Consider the following 16,033-nt stretch of genomic DNA (forward strand, 5'->3'; position numbering starts at 1 on the left):
AAACTTAAAAAGTAGTTTTAAAGGGTATTTGTATGATCTTAATAGCAGGTCCATGCGTCATCGAGAGCGAGAAGCTCGTATTTGACGTGGCAAAAAGGCTCGTTAAATTTAACGAGGACGCGCGGATAGATTTTTATTTCAAATCAAGCTTTGATAAGGCAAATCGCACGAGTATCAGCTCATTTCGGGGTCCGGGGCTTGAAAAAGGCTGCGAAATTTTAGCCAAGGTAAAAAAGGAATTTGGCTTTAAAATTTTGACCGACATCCATGAGAGCTACCAGGCTGCGCCCGTGGGCGAGGTCGCTGACGTACTGCAAATCCCCGCCTTTTTATGCCGTCAGACCGATCTGCTCGTGGCGGCTGCGAGGACAAAGGCGATAGTAAATATCAAAAAAGGGCAGTTTTTAGCCGCCAGCGCTATGAAGCACTCGGTTAAAAAAGTGCTTGAAACCAGGGGCGTTAGCAGCGATGGCTACGAGCTCGCGCGGCAAAACGGCGTGTGGCTGACCGAGCGCGGCAGCACCTTTGGTTATGGCAATCTCGTCGTCGATATGCGAAATTTGGTGCTTATGCGCGAATTTGCGCCGGTGATATTCGACGCGACGCACAGCGTACAGATGCCCTCAGCCCTTGGCGAGAAAAGCGGCGGAGACGCAAAATTCGTGCCATATCTTGCACGAGCAGCAGCGGCTGTGGGCGTGGATGGCTTTTTTTACGAGACGCATGTCAATCCTTGCGAGGCGCTTTGCGACGGACCGAATATGCTAAATTTAGACGAGCTAGATGCAAATATAAATGAAATTTTTAGGATACAAGAGGCGCTAAATTTTGCAAAATAGGGGCTTTTTGTTCGTATTTTTGGGCGCGCTGGCGGAGTGTGGCTGGGCTTACGGCTTAAAGCATGCGGGGTCAAATTTGGAGTATTTTTTGACCGGCGTGATGGTTTGCGTGAGCTTTTATATGTTTATTTTGGGCTTCAAGCGGCTTGATACGAGCGTGGCATACACGCTATTTGTCGGGCTTGGGACGTTCTTTTTGGTCGTGGTCGAGGCTGCGAGCGAGCTATATCACGGCGGGAGCGTAAATTTATGGCGGCTATTTTTCATCGCGACCCTTATCGTCGGGGTTTTAGGCATAAAAGGGGCGAAGTCATGATGCACTTTTTGGCTTTGCTCGGGGCGAGTGCGTGCGAAGTGCTGGGTGTTTATGTGCTTCAATGATCGAAAAAACGAGCAAATTTAGTCGTAAAGCCGCTCTCATGGCGTTTGACATCTGCGTACTGGTGCTCTCGCTCGTGCTGCTTAGGTACGCGATGCAAGTACTCCCGATGTCCGTAGCATACGCGATCTGGACGGGTCTAGGGGCGATCGGAGCGGTCGTCGTAGGTATCGTCATAAACGGCGAAAAATTTAGCCTGCAAAAGGGCGTTTGCCTGTTTTTGATAATATTTAGTGTTATAATGCTTAAAATTGTTTAGGTTTGAAATTTATTGCGTGGTGCAAAGTCTGGCTTTTAAATTTATTAAATTTAGGGCTGGGGGCACAGGTTAAATTTACTGCCTGAGCGCGTTTTAGCGAGAGCGAGTTGGGCGTGATTTTTTCGCATTGCTCGCAGCTTAGTGAGGAGCTTTGACTTCGTCTCGCAACTGCGCGAAGACACGGTCGGCTATCGCGCCCCGCTCGTAACGAGACTGCGCCACAAACGATAGCGAAGTGAAAAATCGGCAGCGTCTGCTTTTGGTTACGAATAAGCGTTATAAATTTTTGCTTCAAAATGCCGCTTGCTACGGCTTTTGTGTCAATATCGTGTCTTAAAATAAATAAAATTTAAGGAGAATTCATGAAAATAATCGAAGGAAAATTAGCCCTTAGCGGCAAGGAAAAGGTCGCGATCATCAATGCGCGCTTCAACCACATCGTTACCGATCGTCTCGTCGAGGGTGCGCGAGATGCGTTTTTGCGCCACGGCGGAGATGAGGCGAATTTAAGCCTCATTTTAGTGCCTGGTGCATTCGAGATACCGATGGCTTTGGAAAAGGCGCTCGCCAGTGGTAAATTTGACGCCGTTTGCTGCGTGGGTGCGGTCATCAGAGGTTCGACGCCGCACTTTGACTACGTCTCGGCCGAGACTACGAAGGGCATCGCAAACGTAACGCTAAAATACGGCAAACCCGTAAGCTTTGGGGTGCTAACGGTCGATAACATCGAGCAAGCCATCGAGCGAGCGGGTAGCAAGGCAGGAAACAAGGGCTTTGAGGCAATGACAGGCGTCATCGAGATGCTAAATTTATATAAAAATTTAGGAGCGTGAAATGGCGACGCGTCATCAGGTCAGGCAAGCCGTAGTTTCGCTACTTTATGCACATGAGATGGGTAGCGAGATGAACGAATTCAAGGATGAGTTTTTAGAGGAGAAAAAGATAAGAAACGAGCGTAAAATGCAGGCGCTCGAGACCTTTGACGCTATTTGCTTGAAAAAAGGCGAGCTTGATGAAATTTTAAAGCCGTATCTAAAGGAAAAGGATATCGAGAGGATCGGTATAGTCGAGCTTGCGATCTTACGTCTTGGTGTGTATGAGATGAAATTTACGGACACCGACAAAGCCGTCATCATCAACGAAGCTATCGAGCTTGCAAAGGAGCTTGGCGGCGACTCTGCGCCAAAATTTATAAACGGTGTGCTCGATGCGCTAAAAGGCGAGATGTGAAGCTCTGCGTGGCGCTTGATATGGCAAGCAAGGAGGCGAATTTAGCTCTCGCGCGCGAGCTAGTCGGGCTTGACGTGTGGCTAAAAGTCGGACTCCGCGCGTATCTAAGAGACGGGGCGAAATTTATCGAAGAGTTAAAAGGCGTGGCGGATTTTAGGGTTTTTCTTGACCTTAAACTCTACGACATACCAAACACGATGGCGGACGCAGCCGAGGTCATCGCCAAGGTCGGCGCTGATATGATAAATCTGCACGCAAGTAGCGGTGCGCGCGCGATGCGGACTGTGATGTCACGGCTAAATGCGCTGCCGTCGCGCCCTTTGGTGCTGGCGGTCTCGGCGCTGACAAGCTTTGACGAGAGCGAATTTAGCGCGGTTTATAATGAAAATTTAGCTGCTGCCGTGCGTAAATTTAGCGTGATGAGCTATGAGGCGGGGCTTGACGGGATGGTCTGCTCGGTGCTTGAAAGCCGCTTGATAAAGAACGCGACGAGTGCGGACTTTCTCACCTTGACGCCCGGTGTGCGTCCTTTTGGCGAGAGCGCGAACGATCAAAAGCGAGTGGCTGATTTGAACGCGGCGAAGAAGCAGGGCAGCGACTTTATCGTGGTCGGACGCCCGATATATGAAAGCATTGAGCCACGTGAAATTTGCGAGCGGATACTGGAGAAAATTTAGGAAATTTTATGAGCGATCTTAGGCAAATTCCTTATGTTGGCAAGGCGACTGAGGACGATCTGCTTGCACTTGGCTACACCGACATCGCCTCTTTAAAAGGAGCAGATGCGGACGAGCTATATGAGTGCACAAAGGCACTCGGGCGAGGCAGTGACAGGTGCATTTTATATATGTATCGCATGATTTGCTACTACGCGAACACGCCGGACCCGGACGTTAGCAAGCTGAAATGGTGGCTTTGGAAGGACTAGCGGCAATTATCGGCGTTTGTTGGTCTAGTCGGTCAAAAATAGCAGCTGGAATTTTAAGCCATATATCAGCAGCTTTTGTTTATAATGCGATTTCTTATTTTGCGGACAGATGGGTGAGTGGCCGAAACCACACCCCTGCTAAGGGTGCAGCTCTTAATCGGGGCTCGAGGGTTCAAATCCCTCTCTGTCCGCCACTAGATTTGATTTCATCTACGAGAAATAAATAAATTTAACCTTTATTATTTAGGCGCCTATTCAAATCGGTGCGATGTCAAACGGCGCTAAAATAAAAATTAAACTATCTTCAAGAAAATTTATAGAATAATACCACTATCATCGTTTTTTGGAGTCGTATGAGTATCTATGAGCTAAAACCAAGATTTCAAAACCTGCTTCGCCCATTGACAAAGCGCCTTTTTGACGCACACATAACGGCAAATCAAGTCACTATTTTTGCCTGCATGCTATCTCTTCTGCTCGGCTCATTTTTGTATGCTTTCAGTGAAATTTCAGCACTTTTTATCTTGCTTCCGATCTGGATGTTTTTAAGGATGGCACTAAACGCCATAGATGGCATGCTTGCGCGAGAATTTAACCAAAAATCAAGGCTTGGCGGCTATCTAAACGAACTGACCGACGTCATCTCGGACGCTGCGCTTTATCTGCCGTTTGCATTTGTGCCCGGGCTAGATACATACGTCGTTTTGATCATCATTTGGCTCGCTGGGCTAAGCGAATTTGCAGGAGTGCTCGGGCAGATCCATGGAAATTCCAGACGCTACGACGGACCGATGGGTAAAAGCGATAGGGCTTTTGTATTTGGGCTTCTTGGCACGATATACGCATTTTTGGGCTATTTGCCACAGTGGATGAACTGGTGTTTGTTGGCGGTCGCGATCTTGCTGGTGATGACTTGCATAAACCGCGTAAGATCGGGGCTAAAATAAGGTGGTGCTAGGAGGCGGCGGTGTTTAAAGAGGTGATGAGTAAAATTTTAGACTTCATCTTGTGCAATATCACTATTTTCATCACCGGTATCCGCCCTCAAAATTTAAAAAATTTGAATGATTTCACGCCTAAAATTTACTACGCAAACCACACTAGCCACGGCGATTTTTTGCTTTTATTCGTATCGATGCCTTATGCACTTAGAAAAAAGATCCGCCCGGTTGCGGGGGCTGATTATTGGAGTAGGGGCAAGATCCGCCCGTTTTTGGCTAAAAATGTCTTTAACATGCTGCTTATCGGGCGAAATTCACACGATCCGCTTACGTTTATAGAGCAGATGAGCGAGGCTTTAAAGACGCACTCTCTCATTATTTTTCCCGAGGGCACGCGCAAAATGAACGACGATCTGCTGCTTCAGCCCTTTAAAAGCGGCATCTATCATTTAGCAAAACAAAATCCTAACGTAAAGCTCGTGCCTATCTGGATAAACAATATGCACAATGTCCTACCAAAGGGCTTTTTCGTGCCTATCCCGCTTCTTTGCGAGCTGTGCGTAGGAGAGGAATTTAGCTACGAGGCGCAGGACAGGGCACAGTTTCTAAAAGATGCCGCTTCGAGGCTTTTGGCGCTCAAAAAGGATGCTAGATGACGACAAACGAGAGTATTTTCACGCTTTTTTTGTGGCTTATAGTTTTGCTCATCATCGCTTCAAGCGTGGCTTTCGTGCTTAAAAAAAGAGCCGCTCCAAGCGCCACGATCGATAATCTCGTATCGCGCATAAATGCGTGGTGGGTGATGATACTTGTGGTACTTGCCTTTGTCTTTTTGGGCAAAAATGCGCTTATATTGCTCTTTTTCATCGTTTCATTTGCGGCTTTGAGGGAATTTTTATCTCTCGTTTATATCCGCAGAGGCGATCATATAGCTCTTGTCGCCTGCTTTTACGTCATTTTGCCGCTACAATACATCTTTATTTTCATGGACTGGTACTCGATGGCGATGATCTTCATACCGGTTTATGGCTTTTTGTTTTTACCGATCCTGTCGGCACTTTGCGGCGATGCGGCGTATTTTTTGGAGCGCTCGACTAAAATTCAGTGGGCGCTCATGATATGTGTCTTTTGTATCTCTCACGTCCCGGCGCTTTTGATACTTGATATCAAGGGCTTTGAGGGCAGAAACGTCCTGCTCATGCTCTTTTTGATACTGATCGTTCAAAGTAGCGATGTGCTTCAGTATATCTGGGGCAAACTACTTGGCAAGCGTAAGATCGCTCCGAGCATCAGTCCCTCAAAAACGGTAACCGGCTTTGTAGGCGGCGTCTTGAGCGCTAGCGTGCTGGCATCGTTCTTGCATTTTATCACGCCATTTAGCGCAGTGCAGGCGTTTTTCATCGGGCTAATCATCTGCTTGATGGGATTTTTGGGCGGGCTTGTGATGTCGGCTATCAAAAGAGATCTGCGTGTGAAGGACTGGGGCGACATCATCAGCGGACACGGAGGGATGCTAGATCGCATGGATTCGCTTTGTTTTTCGGCGCCGATATTTTTTCATATCGTTCGGTATTTTTGGTGCTGAATTTTAAAATTTGGCTTTGTTACAATATTTCATTGATTTTTAGCTCTCAAAGCAGGAGAATGCGATCAGCATTCGAGTAAAAACCTTGTTAGCGAGCTTATTACCGCCGATTTTTACTTCGTGCTACGCACTCATAACGAGACTTCGCTACGAGGACAGGGAAGCGGAGCTGACCGCGGTCTGCTTGCAGTTGCGAGCATGGCGAAGCAAAAAATCGTGCTATATGTTCGGCTACTCGCTCCCGCATAAACGCTGTTCGCGTCTGCACTAGGTTGCTACTGTAGCAAATAAGATTTAAGAAGCGCTTATTGAAGGCAAATTTAGCGCTATGAGATCAAAATTTAGCATAAAGTCAAAGGAAAAACATGGAAATTTTAGAAAAAGAGTTTGAGACGACCGACGGCGTGAAGCTATTTTATCGCTACAAACCATCATTAAACGGTAGCAAAAAGGCTATCGTACTCTTTCACAGAGGGCACGAGCACTCAGGCAGGATGATGTTTGTCGCCGATGAGCTCGGGCTTGATGATTTTAGTTATTTCGCCTGGGACCAAAGGGGACACGGACGAAGTCCCGGTGAGCGCGGTGATGCGCCTAGTATCGGGCGCTTGATAGCCGATGTGAGCGAATTTATAGAGCATATCAAAAGCGAGTATGCTATCTTAGAGCAAGACATCGCCGTCATAGCTCAAAGCGTAGGCGCAGTCATCGCCTCTGCCTGGATACACGACTACGCGCCTAAGATACGCTGCGCGGTGCTGGCAAGCCCTGCTTTTAGCGTGAAGCTTTACGTGCCGTTTGCTAGAGCGGGTCTTGCGCTCATGCAAAAATTTCGCGGGAATTTTTACGTAAATAGCTATGTCAAGGCGCATTATCTCACGCACAACGAGGAGCGTATCAGCTCGTATAACGCCGATAGCCTCATCACGCGCGCTATATCGGTGCGGATCTTGCTGGGCCTTTACGAGGCGGCGGATAGGGTCGTAAACGACGCAGCCGCCATCATCACGCCGATACAGCTTCTAATATCTGGCGATGACTGGGTCGTAAACCACGCCCCGCAGCATAAATTTTACTGCGATCTTGGCTCGAACATTAAAGAGCGTCACGTGCTAGCGGGCTTTTATCACGATACTTTGGGCGAGAAAGACAGACACATCGCCTTTGAAAAGATGAGAAATTTCATCGCCGCGCGCTTTGAAGAGCCCTTTAAACAAATCGATCAAACTCATGCGGACGAGTTTGGCTTTAGCAGGCGGGAGGCCGACTGGCTCGCTACACCGCTACCGAAATTTTGCCCTAAAAATTTGTGGTTTAAATTTCAAAGATTTGGCATGAGGGCGCTCTCACCTTGGGTGAAGGGGCTACAAATCGGCGAGCAAACGGGCTATGATAGCGGCAGCACGCTTGATTACGTCTATCAAAACGAGCCGCAAGGGGCGAATGAATTTTTTAAATTCATAGATAAAATTTACCTAAATGCGATCGGCTGGCGAGGCATCAGGACGCGCAAGCAACATATCAAACTCGCCCTTGATCACGTTATTTACAGTCTTAAGCAAAGTGACTCTAGCGTAAATTTACTAGACATCGCCTCAGGACACGGCAGATACATATTAGACGCGCTTGGCATAAACGCTCTGCCTGATAAAATTTACCTTAGAGATTACAGCAAGATAAACGTCCAGGCCGGGCGCGAGATGATAAAAGAGCGAAATTTAGAGCATATCGCGAGTTTTGAAGAGGTGAATGCCTTTGAAGCAAAAAGCTACGAGAGCCTAAAAGGTGGCATAGATCTTGGCGTAGTTTCGGGGCTTTTTGAGCTTTTTAGCGATAATGCGCTCGTAAAAACGGCGCTTGACGGCTTTGCAAACTGCATACGAAGCGGCGGATACCTAATCTATACGAATCAGCCTTTCCACCCGCAGCTTGAGATGATTGCGCGCGTGCTCTCCAGCCACAGAGAGGGGCAGGCGTGGATAATGCGCCGCAGAAGCCAGACCGAGATGGATCAGCTGGTGGCAAACGCGGGCTTTGAAAAGGTGCACGAGTGGATAGATGACGATGGGATTTTTAGCGTCAGTGTGGCGGTAAAGAGGTAAATTTGGCTTTTGCCAAGCGTTGCTAAATTTAGAAAGCTTTGCAAATTTTCCTTGCTACGAAAGTGATTACGATCACGGCTATAAGCTCGCTAATAAGATCTGACTACGCTAGAGCGTCATAGAATTTTAAAGATTAAAACAAAGCCAAATATGATCTGAACGAGAAATGTAAAATTTATGAAATGGTTTTTAACGAGACTTTGCTATCTGGCGGTCATAGCTACGTTTTTTTACGCTAGCTACGGCTTTGCCAACTACTTTGCCGCCATGCGTCAAAACGTGCCTGAAATTTTCTTTTCATGGGAGCGGCAGATCCCGTTTTGGGCATGGAGCATAGTGCCTTATTGGTCGCTAAATTTGCTTTACGGCTTTGGCTTTTTACTTTGCAAGAGCAAAGCCGAGCTGAGGCGCTACACCTTGCAGCTGTTTTTAGCCCAGATCGTAGCCAGCGCGTTTTTTATCCTGACGCCGCTTCAAATTTCATGGCAAAAGCCTGAGAGCTCGGGATTTTTTGGCTTTTTGTTTGACAGTCTTTTAGCCTTTGATAAGCCCTTTAATCAAGCCCCGTCGCTTCATATCATCCTAAGCGTCATCGTCGGCTCGCTTTATATGAGTAAAGTGCGTCAGACATGGCTAAAATGCCTGCTGTTTGCGTGGTTCGCGCTCATAGTAGTCTCGGTGCTAACGACCTTCCAACATCATTTCATCGATATCCCGACCGGGCTTTTGGTGGGATTTTTAGTGCTTTTGTTCGTACCGCTTGATGGTGAAATTTTAAAGCCAAAGAGAAATTTCGTAACGCCAAGACATCTAAAGCAAGCCCTCATTTACGGCTTTTTTGCCGTGCTTAGCCTATTTGTCGCGCTGGCTGCCCGCGGCTGGGCGCTTTGGCTGGTCTATATTAGCGTCAGCTTTTTTCTTGTCGCGCTTGCGTATTTGTTTTTTGGGTGTGAAATTTTTAGGAAAGGTCAAAACGGCAGGCTGCAAACGGCGGCTAAAATTTTGCTTTTTCCGTATCTGCTGGTTGCTCGCATAAATATATTTTATTGGCTTAGACATGATAGCCTTTATGATGAAATTTTACCCGGTATTTATCTGGGTTCTATCGTCGTTGCGCCCAAATTCTGTGCTATTTTCGACCTGACCGCCGAGTGCGAATACCGCCCGCGAAACGCTCAAATTTATGAAAATTTCGCCCTTCTTGATATGACGCAACCAAGCTTGATCGAGCTTTGCTCGGCAGCGGCTAAATTTAACGAGCTTGCCAGTCTTGGCAAGAGGACGCTTGTTTGCTGCGCGCTTGGATACGGGCGCAGTGCGGTGGTGCTCGCCGCGTGGCTTACCCGGTATAAAAATTTTAGCGTGCAAGAGGCTATAGATCTCATAAAAAGCTCGCGCAAAATGGCGGTCATAGAAGGATACGAAGATTTACTGCAAAATTTTAAAAAGGAGCTAAAATGCTAAATTTAGACGAAAAGTCCTTAGCACTCACTCTATCACGCCTCATCGCGACTCATAAATTTATATTTTTGATGAATTTCGCTATGTTTTTTATAGCGATCTTACGTTACGACATGTGGCAAAAGGTCATTATGGCGGTATTTTTCATCTACATTTTGTATCTGCATATAAGGCTGAGCTTCGATGCTTTCATAATGCAAGATTTTAGTCACGAGCAGCTCGAGGTGCAGAAATTTGATAGTAGTTTAAGGACGCTTGGGCTAGCTAAAAACATGCGCCCGGCAGATATGAAAAGTAGATGCAAAGGAGCGATAGGGCTATATAAAAAGCTCGTTTTCGCGAGCGTTTTTTATCTTTTGCTGGGGCTTGTTTTGGATATGAGGTATGCGTATTGACACAGATTAGAATTTTAAAGATGACCGCCATATTTTTGCTCTTGCTTGCTTGCGTCTTCGTTTTTATCATTGTTAGGATGATCGACGATGATAGCTGGCAGATAGAGCAGGAGGGCGCGGAATTTAAGGGCAGTATATTTCATAAATACAAAGGCAAAATTTATGCCGAGGTCGTAGGTGCCGGCGATCTCGAGATAAAAGGCGCGGACGCGGATAGCTTTCATGAATTTAAAGACGATCAGTATAAATCTCATGTCGGTGTCGATAAAAATGCCGTCTACTGCGCGAACGAGCGCACCATGCTAGATCCAAAAGCGCTTTACTACATAGGAAACAACTACTACGGCGACGGAAAAAAGAGCGTATTTTGCTCGATGTTTGCCAGAAGAGACGACGAACTCTCCTCGTTTAACCTGGTTTTGGGCTACATCCTATACTCCTTTGGCATGGGTGACGAGCCGATCCTTTATAAAAATATCGTGCGCGAAATTTCAGATACGTCTATAAAGCCGCTTTTGGACTTAAACCTCGCTACAAGCGGCAAAAACGTATATTACGAAGGCGAAATTTTAAAAGATGCCAGCCCGTCTAAATTTAGACGCATAAAAGATGAAAGCAGTTGGCGAAACAGCGCTTTTTACATGGCTGACGGTGAGCATGTGTATTTTAAAGACAAGCTTTTAGCTATCAAAGATGATCCTAGCCTTTACCAGATCGCCGATTTTAACGATGTTTATTATCTTTTTGATCCAAAAAGCGGCAGTGTTTATGCTAACGATTTTGAATTTGATCCGAAATTTAGACCCTTTTCACTCATAAATCAAGGCCGTGAGCACGCTTATCACTCGCTTTTTAGAGGCAAGGGCGGGATTTATTATTATGACGATCAAAGCGGTCGGCTCTACCGCGCAGGTGACGATCCTTTCAGCGGCTCGCAAAAGCAAATAGCCAAAAACGTCTTTATAGACGGCAAAAATTTATTCTATCTCGAGTCGCTTGAAATCCGAGCGAACAGTCGAAGTGGCGGTTCGACCTTGAAAAAGCGCCTCACGTTCATAAAGCGCCTACCCATAGATGGCATCACAAAGCTTGGCGATGCGGACTTAGAGGGTAGCGTATGGAAAAGCGGGGATAGGATCTATTATTTTGACGATCTGGGTACGGGGCAGCTTATCAAAAACACGATCTATGAGGTCACGAGCCCGCCTGACGTTCAAATTTTACTACATCAAACGAACATGCAAACGCTACGCGATCTAATAAGTCAAGGACGCCTCATGCCCGTAAATGGCGAGCAGATCTTGCAGGCTCAAAGCGTTTATGACGTGGGCGAAATACCTGTCTATGTCATTTTCTTTGCAGCCTTTTTTATCATCATGATAGGCACTATGAGAAAAGAGCCATTTGGATTTGCAAGATTTAAAAAATATGAAAAATGAGCTCGCACTGCACCTTTGCCTATCTGAAAATACACGAAATTTCAGCAAAAAGGCGCTGTCTAAAAGCGATAAAAGGCGTGTCAAAAAGTATCAAAATCTTCTAAATTCCAGCACCTTTAAAATTTCTCGCAGCCTAAAAGCAGGTGTTAAACGGCGCTCTAAATTTTGTATGAGCCACAAAAACGGCTGCGCGGGCATACTTTTTGGCAGGGGTAAATTCGGCCTTGATATAGAGCTCTTAAAGCCGCGAGATTTTGAGGCTGTGATGCAGTTTTGTTTTAGCGAGGGCGAGTTAAAAATATATCAAAGCTCAAAAAATAAAACCCTCGCCTTTTATCAAATTTACACCGCAAAGGAGGCTATACTAAAGGCTGAAAATTTAGGCTTTAGCGAGCTTGGTTCGGTCGATATCACAAAAAGCGCATACACTATGAAGCACTTTGTCGTTAATGATTTGTTTATGGTCTGCATTATTTTTAAGGGCAAAAAAGATATAATCAAAATATTTTACGAGTAAATCAAGCTAAATTTAAGGAATATCTTTGCCTCTAAGTCTTAAAAAATATATAAAATTTATCTTTTTGATCCTTGTATTTACAGGCTGTGCAGCAAAATATCAAAGCCCAAACCTCGCTAAATTCAGCGAGAAAAGCTTCGAGGTCGTCTCTAAAGACAGCCCGAGTACACTTTACGTCGTCCATAGCGGCGAGGATTATAGATTCACGATGATAAATTCGCTCGGAGCACCGCTTGCCAGGCGGGTCTTAAAGCCTGATGGCAAATTCGAAACGATCGGATTTTTACCGCCAAATAGCGCATATAACGAGCTTTTCATAAAGGTACTCGATATGATAGCTACGCACAAAAAAGAGGCGGAAATTTTAGTAAAAAATGAAAAATTTAAGGTAAAAGCCATTGATATACGTTAGCAAACCCTCGATAATCAGCTCAGCAGGCATGAGCGCGGATGAGAATTTGGCGAATTTACAAAGTGGTGAGAGATTTTTGAGCGTTTGCGATGGTTTTAATCAAAGCAAAAATTTCATCGTCGGCATGGTAAAGGGCGAGCTACCAAAATTCGCCCCAAATACCCCGGAGCACTTTCGCACGCGCACGAACGCCCTCGTGCTAAACGCCCTCGAACAGATAGATGACGCTGCACTAAAGGCTGTCAAAAAATACGGCAAAAGCCGCGTAGCGGTGGTCATCGGTACCACGACAAGCGGTGTAGAGGAAAACTATGAAACGTTCAAGCAATACGCAAAAAACGGAGTCTTTGATAAGAGCAAATTTGGCATAAGCAGAAGCTCTCTGGCCAATCCGGCCGAGTTCATATCGTATCATTACGGGCTAAATTCCCCTGTCTTTTCCGTCTCGACCGCCTGTACGTCGGGCGTGAAAGCCCTTATCGAGGCAAAAAGGCTCATAAACTCGCGTCTTTGCGATGCCGTGATATGTGGCGGCGTGGACAGCCTAAACACGCTCACGATAAACGGCTTTGATTCGCTTGGCATACTAAGCCAAAATCCCAGCGTCCCGTTTTCTAAAAATAGAGACGGCATCAATATCGGCGAGGGCGCGGGCCTTTTCGTGCTTAGCCGCGATGAAATTTCAGACGTCGTCGTGGCCGGCGAACACTCAAACTGTGATGCTTTCCATGTGACGCAGCCTGATTTAAATGGGCAAATGCAAGGTCTTTGCATGAAAAAAGCCCTTGATATGGCAAGCCTAAGCGACGTGGACTATCTGAATTTACACGGCACGGGCACGTTTGCAAACGATAAAATGGAGGCCAGGATCGTAAATTCGCTGCTAAAAGATACGCCTGCAAGCTCCATAAAGCCGGCCATAGGGCATACTTTAGGTGCAGCCGGAGCGATAGAGAGCGCGATATGTGCGCTACTTTGTACTAAGGGCGAGAGCGTGCTGCCGCCACACATCTATGACGGCGTTTATGACGATGAGCTAGAGAGGATAGATCTGATAAAACAGGGTCAAAAAGCGGTCGTAAATTCGGCGATGTCAATATCTTTTGCTTTTGGCGGAGACAACGCGGCGATAGTTTTTAGGAGGCTGAAATGAGTCTGGCGGATTATTTGCCTCACGGTAGCACGATCGTTTTGATAGATGAAATTTTAGAATTTAAAGAGGGACACATAAGGACGAGAAGCCTCATAAAACAAGACAATGCGTTCCTTGAAAACGGGAAATTCGCGATGCATAAAGCCATAGAGATGATGGCTCAAAGCCTAGGCGTGTATGACTCGAAGATGCGCGAGCTAAGAGGCGAGAAAGCGGGCTTTGGCTTTTTGCTTGCCAGCCGTAAATTTGAGATGTTTAGGCCATTTTTCGAGGTGGGCGACGAGATCGTCATAGACTCTGTCTGCTCGATCCAAGATGAGAGTGGATTTGGCGTGTATGACTGTGAGCTTTTCGTAAATGGCGAGCTTGGCGCGAGGGCGGCTTTAAATGTGATGAGTCCTGATGAAGGATTTGTAGAAAGGATGTTGGATGAATAGGAGGGTCTTGGTGACGGGCTCTAGCAGGGGGATAGGTGCGGCGATCGCAAGGCGGCTTGCGGGGGCTTACGAGGTCGTGCTACACGGCAAGAGTAGAAGCGAGCGGCTTTTAAATTTAGCAGATGAGCTCGGAGCTAAAATTTTAAATTTCGACGTGAGCGACACAGCAGCGGCAAAAGGAGCCATAGAGCGCGACATCGAGGCAAACGGAGCTTACTACGGAGTGGTTTTAAACGCCGGTATCACGAGGGACAACGCTTTCGTCGCACTTGGCGATGAGGAGTGGTTTGGCGTGATAGATACGAATTTAAACAGCTTTTACAACGTGTTAAAGCCGGCTTTAATGCCTATGATACGCACGAGAAAGCCCGCTCGCATAGTCGTGATAAGCTCGGTTTCAGGCATTATAGGCAACCGCGGACAGGTGAATTACTCTGCTAGTAAGGCAGGGCTAATAGGCGCTACAAAAGCCCTGGCTACCGAGCTTGCCTCGCGAAATATCACTGTTAATTGCATCGCTCCCGGCCTCATAGAAAGCGACATGACGAGCGAAATTTTAAACAGCGACATGGCGGAGGAAGCGCTAAAATTTATCCCTGCAAAAAGGGCTGGCAAAGCCGACGAGGTCGCTCCTGCCGTTGAGTTTTTACTAAGCGAGGGGGCTAGCTATATAACAAGACAAGTGATTGGTGTGAATGGGGGGCTTTGCTGATGCGTGTTTTTGTGACAGGGATGGGGATGGTGAGTGCCTTTGGCAAGGACTGGGCGCAGATAAAAGCGAAATTTGAGCTTGGCAAAAACGCTGTAAAATTTATGAGCGAGTGGGACAGGTACGCCGATCTAAACACCCGTCTAGCCGCGCCGATCATAGGCTACGAGCACCCAAAAGAGTGGGATAGAAAGCAGCTGCGAAGCCTCGGGCGCGTGTCGATGTTTAGCGTCGAAGCGGCGGGGCTAGCGCTAAAAGACGCCGGGCTGATGGAGGGCGAAAAGATAGATGGAAGCGTGCAAGACGGCAGGCTGGGCGTGGCGTGCGGCTCTAGCACGGGCAGCACGGAGTCGATCCTGGCGATGGCGAGACTGCTTGATAGCGGCGAAAACGAGTGCAACGCAAACACCTACATCAAGATGATGCCTCACACGACGGCGGCAAACATCGCGCTTTTTTACTCGTTAAAAGGGCGCATCATCCCGACCTCATCAGCCTGCACCAGCGGCTCGCACGCGATAGGATACGCCTACGAGAGCATAAAAAGCGGCAAGATCGATATGATGCTAGCAGGCGGAGCGGAGGAGCTTTGCCCGAGCGAAGCGTATGTATTTGACACGCTTTACGCAACGAGCGTGAAAAACAAAACGCCTGAAATTTCGCCATCTCCATTTGACGCAGGACGCGACGGGCTGGTGCTTGGCGAGGGGGCCGGGGTGGTGCTGCTTGAAAGCGAAGAAAGCGCGATGAGACGCGGGGCTAAAATTTATGCCGAGGTCATGGGCTTTGGCTCAAACTGCGACGGCACGCATGTCACCCGCCCGCAAAGTGCGACTATGAAAGCGGCGATGCAGCTCGCGCTAAAAGACGCAAATTTAGCCCCCGAAAATATCGGCTACATCAACGCTCACGCCACGGCTACAAAATTTGGCGACATCGCCGAGAGCTGGGCGACGAACGAGCTTTTTGGAAGCAAGATCGCCATCAGCTCGCTAAAAAGCTATCTGGGGCACACGCTTGGGGCGTGCGGCGGGCTGGAAGCGATATTTAGCATAATGATGATGCGTGAGGGGCGATTTTTCCCGACGATAAATTTGACCCGCGTCGACGAGGAGTGCGCGCCGCTTTTTTATCTGACCGAGCAAACCGCGATAAATACGGACTTTGTGATGAGTAACAACTTCGCGTTCGGCGGGGTGAATACATCGCTTATTTTTAAGAAAATTTAAATAAAATAGCTAAATTTT

The 16,033-nt window shown here is 47.2% G+C and carries 19 protein-coding genes, 1 tRNA gene and 1 pseudogene; all 21 read left to right on the forward strand.

Going from position 1 to position 16,033, the window contains the following annotated elements; translation table 11 throughout:
* The first annotated feature begins 32 nt into the window (after positions 1 to 32).
* The 21 genes and pseudogenes from kdsA to CCVT_RS02320 all read left to right on the forward strand — a co-directional run bounded on the left by kdsA (position 33) and on the right by CCVT_RS02320 (position 16,015).
* Complete coding sequence (gene kdsA / locus CCVT_RS02220) at positions 33 to 839, forward strand: 3-deoxy-8-phosphooctulonate synthase (RefSeq protein WP_018136942.1); 807 nt, start codon at positions 33 to 35, stop codon at positions 837 to 839.
* Positions 829 to 1,155: a DMT family transporter gene (locus CCVT_RS02225; protein WP_018136941.1), complete on the forward strand. Its 327-nt coding sequence runs from the start codon at positions 829 to 831 to the stop codon at positions 1,153 to 1,155. Before kdsA ends, CCVT_RS02225 begins: the two co-directional genes overlap by 11 nt.
* A pseudogene (locus tag CCVT_RS02230) lies at positions 1,152 to 1,477 on the forward strand (DMT family transporter). The gene CCVT_RS02225 and the pseudogene CCVT_RS02230 overlap by 4 nt, the downstream one beginning before the upstream one ends.
* Positions 1,478 to 1,839: 362 nt before the next feature.
* Positions 1,840 to 2,310 (forward strand): 6,7-dimethyl-8-ribityllumazine synthase, encoded by a 471-nt coding sequence (gene ribH / locus CCVT_RS02235; protein ID WP_018136939.1) that lies wholly within the window; start codon positions 1,840 to 1,842, stop codon positions 2,308 to 2,310.
* Between the two features lies 1 nt (position 2,311).
* Positions 2,312 to 2,707 carry a transcription antitermination factor NusB gene (nusB, locus tag CCVT_RS02240; protein ID WP_009650981.1) on the forward strand — a complete coding sequence of 132 codons (396 nt, stop codon included), beginning with the start codon at positions 2,312 to 2,314 and terminating at the stop codon, positions 2,705 to 2,707.
* A complete protein-coding gene (pyrF, locus tag CCVT_RS02245) occupies positions 2,704 to 3,384 on the forward strand; it encodes an orotidine-5'-phosphate decarboxylase (RefSeq protein WP_018136938.1) in 681 nt (226 codons plus the stop codon). Before nusB ends, pyrF begins: the two co-directional genes overlap by 4 nt.
* Before the next feature lie 8 nt (positions 3,385 to 3,392).
* Complete coding sequence (locus CCVT_RS02250; RefSeq protein ID WP_018136937.1) at positions 3,393 to 3,635, forward strand: helix-hairpin-helix domain-containing protein; 243 nt, start codon at positions 3,393 to 3,395, stop codon at positions 3,633 to 3,635.
* 103 nt (positions 3,636 to 3,738) lie between these two features.
* Positions 3,739 to 3,829: transfer RNA gene (locus tag CCVT_RS02255), tRNA-Ser, on the forward strand.
* 159 nt (positions 3,830 to 3,988) lie between these two features.
* Positions 3,989 to 4,582 (forward strand): CDP-alcohol phosphatidyltransferase family protein, encoded by a 594-nt coding sequence (locus CCVT_RS02260; protein WP_018136936.1) that lies wholly within the window; start codon positions 3,989 to 3,991, stop codon positions 4,580 to 4,582.
* Between the two features lie 20 nt (positions 4,583 to 4,602).
* Positions 4,603 to 5,232 (forward strand): lysophospholipid acyltransferase family protein, encoded by a 630-nt coding sequence (locus CCVT_RS02265; protein WP_018136935.1) that lies wholly within the window; start codon positions 4,603 to 4,605, stop codon positions 5,230 to 5,232.
* The gene (locus CCVT_RS02270; protein WP_018136934.1) at positions 5,229 to 6,161 is read left to right on the forward strand and encodes a phosphatidate cytidylyltransferase; all 933 of its coding nucleotides are present in this window, start codon (positions 5,229 to 5,231) and stop codon (positions 6,159 to 6,161) included. The genes CCVT_RS02265 and CCVT_RS02270 overlap by 4 nt, the downstream gene beginning before the upstream one ends.
* A 365-nt stretch (positions 6,162 to 6,526) precedes the next feature.
* Complete coding sequence (locus CCVT_RS02275) at positions 6,527 to 8,263, forward strand: bifunctional alpha/beta hydrolase/class I SAM-dependent methyltransferase (RefSeq protein WP_018136933.1); 1,737 nt, start codon at positions 6,527 to 6,529, stop codon at positions 8,261 to 8,263.
* Between the two features lie 177 nt (positions 8,264 to 8,440).
* Complete coding sequence (locus CCVT_RS02280) at positions 8,441 to 9,727, forward strand: phosphatase PAP2/dual specificity phosphatase family protein (protein WP_018136932.1); 1,287 nt, start codon at positions 8,441 to 8,443, stop codon at positions 9,725 to 9,727.
* Positions 9,721 to 10,119: a hypothetical protein gene (locus tag CCVT_RS02285; RefSeq protein WP_018136931.1), complete on the forward strand. Its 399-nt coding sequence runs from the start codon at positions 9,721 to 9,723 to the stop codon at positions 10,117 to 10,119. Before CCVT_RS02280 ends, CCVT_RS02285 begins: the two co-directional genes overlap by 7 nt.
* Positions 10,116 to 11,558 (forward strand): DKNYY domain-containing protein, encoded by a 1,443-nt coding sequence (locus CCVT_RS02290; RefSeq protein WP_018136930.1) that lies wholly within the window; start codon positions 10,116 to 10,118, stop codon positions 11,556 to 11,558. Before CCVT_RS02285 ends, CCVT_RS02290 begins: the two co-directional genes overlap by 4 nt.
* On the forward strand, positions 11,530 to 12,075 hold the full coding sequence (locus CCVT_RS02295; protein WP_217904364.1) for a 4'-phosphopantetheinyl transferase family protein: 546 nt from the start codon (positions 11,530 to 11,532) through the stop codon (positions 12,073 to 12,075). The genes CCVT_RS02290 and CCVT_RS02295 overlap by 29 nt, the downstream gene beginning before the upstream one ends.
* Before the next feature lie 25 nt (positions 12,076 to 12,100).
* Complete coding sequence (locus tag CCVT_RS02300) at positions 12,101 to 12,487, forward strand: hypothetical protein (RefSeq protein WP_018136928.1); 387 nt, start codon at positions 12,101 to 12,103, stop codon at positions 12,485 to 12,487.
* Complete coding sequence (locus CCVT_RS02305) at positions 12,474 to 13,640, forward strand: beta-ketoacyl synthase N-terminal-like domain-containing protein (RefSeq protein ID WP_018136927.1); 1,167 nt, start codon at positions 12,474 to 12,476, stop codon at positions 13,638 to 13,640. The genes CCVT_RS02300 and CCVT_RS02305 overlap by 14 nt, the downstream gene beginning before the upstream one ends.
* The gene (locus CCVT_RS02310; protein ID WP_018136926.1) at positions 13,637 to 14,077 is read left to right on the forward strand and encodes an ApeP family dehydratase; all 441 of its coding nucleotides are present in this window, start codon (positions 13,637 to 13,639) and stop codon (positions 14,075 to 14,077) included. Before CCVT_RS02305 ends, CCVT_RS02310 begins: the two co-directional genes overlap by 4 nt.
* Positions 14,070 to 14,789, forward strand: a complete 720-nt coding sequence (gene fabG, locus CCVT_RS02315) for a 3-oxoacyl-ACP reductase FabG (protein ID WP_018136925.1) — start codon at positions 14,070 to 14,072, stop codon at positions 14,787 to 14,789. Before CCVT_RS02310 ends, fabG begins: the two co-directional genes overlap by 8 nt.
* Complete coding sequence (locus CCVT_RS02320; protein ID WP_035160904.1) at positions 14,789 to 16,015, forward strand: beta-ketoacyl-ACP synthase; 1,227 nt, start codon at positions 14,789 to 14,791, stop codon at positions 16,013 to 16,015. The genes fabG and CCVT_RS02320 overlap by 1 nt, the downstream gene beginning before the upstream one ends.
* Positions 16,016 to 16,033 lie beyond the last annotated feature (18 nt).

The organism is Campylobacter curvus (genome assembly GCF_013372125.1).
In the GTDB taxonomy this organism is placed as follows: Bacteria; Campylobacterota; Campylobacteria; order Campylobacterales; family Campylobacteraceae; genus Campylobacter_A; species Campylobacter_A curvus.

What these genes read in the sequence shown, in the direction of transcription:
- nusB (WP_009650981.1), top strand. Translation starts at nt 2,312, where the DNA reads ATGGCGACGCGTCATCAGGTCAGGCAAGCCGTAGTTTCGCTACTTTAT.
- CCVT_RS02250 (WP_018136937.1), top strand. Translation starts at nt 3,393, where the DNA reads ATGAGCGATCTTAGGCAAATTCCTTATGTTGGCAAGGCGACTGAGGAC.
- CCVT_RS02310 (WP_018136926.1), top strand. Translation starts at nt 13,637, where the DNA reads ATGAGTCTGGCGGATTATTTGCCTCACGGTAGCACGATCGTTTTGATA.
- CCVT_RS02275 (WP_018136933.1), top strand. Translation starts at nt 6,527, where the DNA reads ATGGAAATTTTAGAAAAAGAGTTTGAGACGACCGACGGCGTGAAGCTA.
- kdsA (WP_018136942.1), top strand. Translation starts at nt 33, where the DNA reads ATGATCTTAATAGCAGGTCCATGCGTCATCGAGAGCGAGAAGCTCGTA.
- CCVT_RS02270 (WP_018136934.1), top strand. Translation starts at nt 5,229, where the DNA reads ATGACGACAAACGAGAGTATTTTCACGCTTTTTTTGTGGCTTATAGTT.
- CCVT_RS02285 (WP_018136931.1), top strand. Translation starts at nt 9,721, where the DNA reads ATGCTAAATTTAGACGAAAAGTCCTTAGCACTCACTCTATCACGCCTC.
- CCVT_RS02320 (WP_035160904.1), top strand. Translation starts at nt 14,789, where the DNA reads ATGCGTGTTTTTGTGACAGGGATGGGGATGGTGAGTGCCTTTGGCAAG.
- ribH (WP_018136939.1), top strand. Translation starts at nt 1,840, where the DNA reads ATGAAAATAATCGAAGGAAAATTAGCCCTTAGCGGCAAGGAAAAGGTC.
- CCVT_RS02280 (WP_018136932.1), top strand. Translation starts at nt 8,441, where the DNA reads ATGAAATGGTTTTTAACGAGACTTTGCTATCTGGCGGTCATAGCTACG.
- fabG (WP_018136925.1), top strand. Translation starts at nt 14,070, where the DNA reads ATGAATAGGAGGGTCTTGGTGACGGGCTCTAGCAGGGGGATAGGTGCG.
- CCVT_RS02260 (WP_018136936.1), top strand. Translation starts at nt 3,989, where the DNA reads ATGAGTATCTATGAGCTAAAACCAAGATTTCAAAACCTGCTTCGCCCA.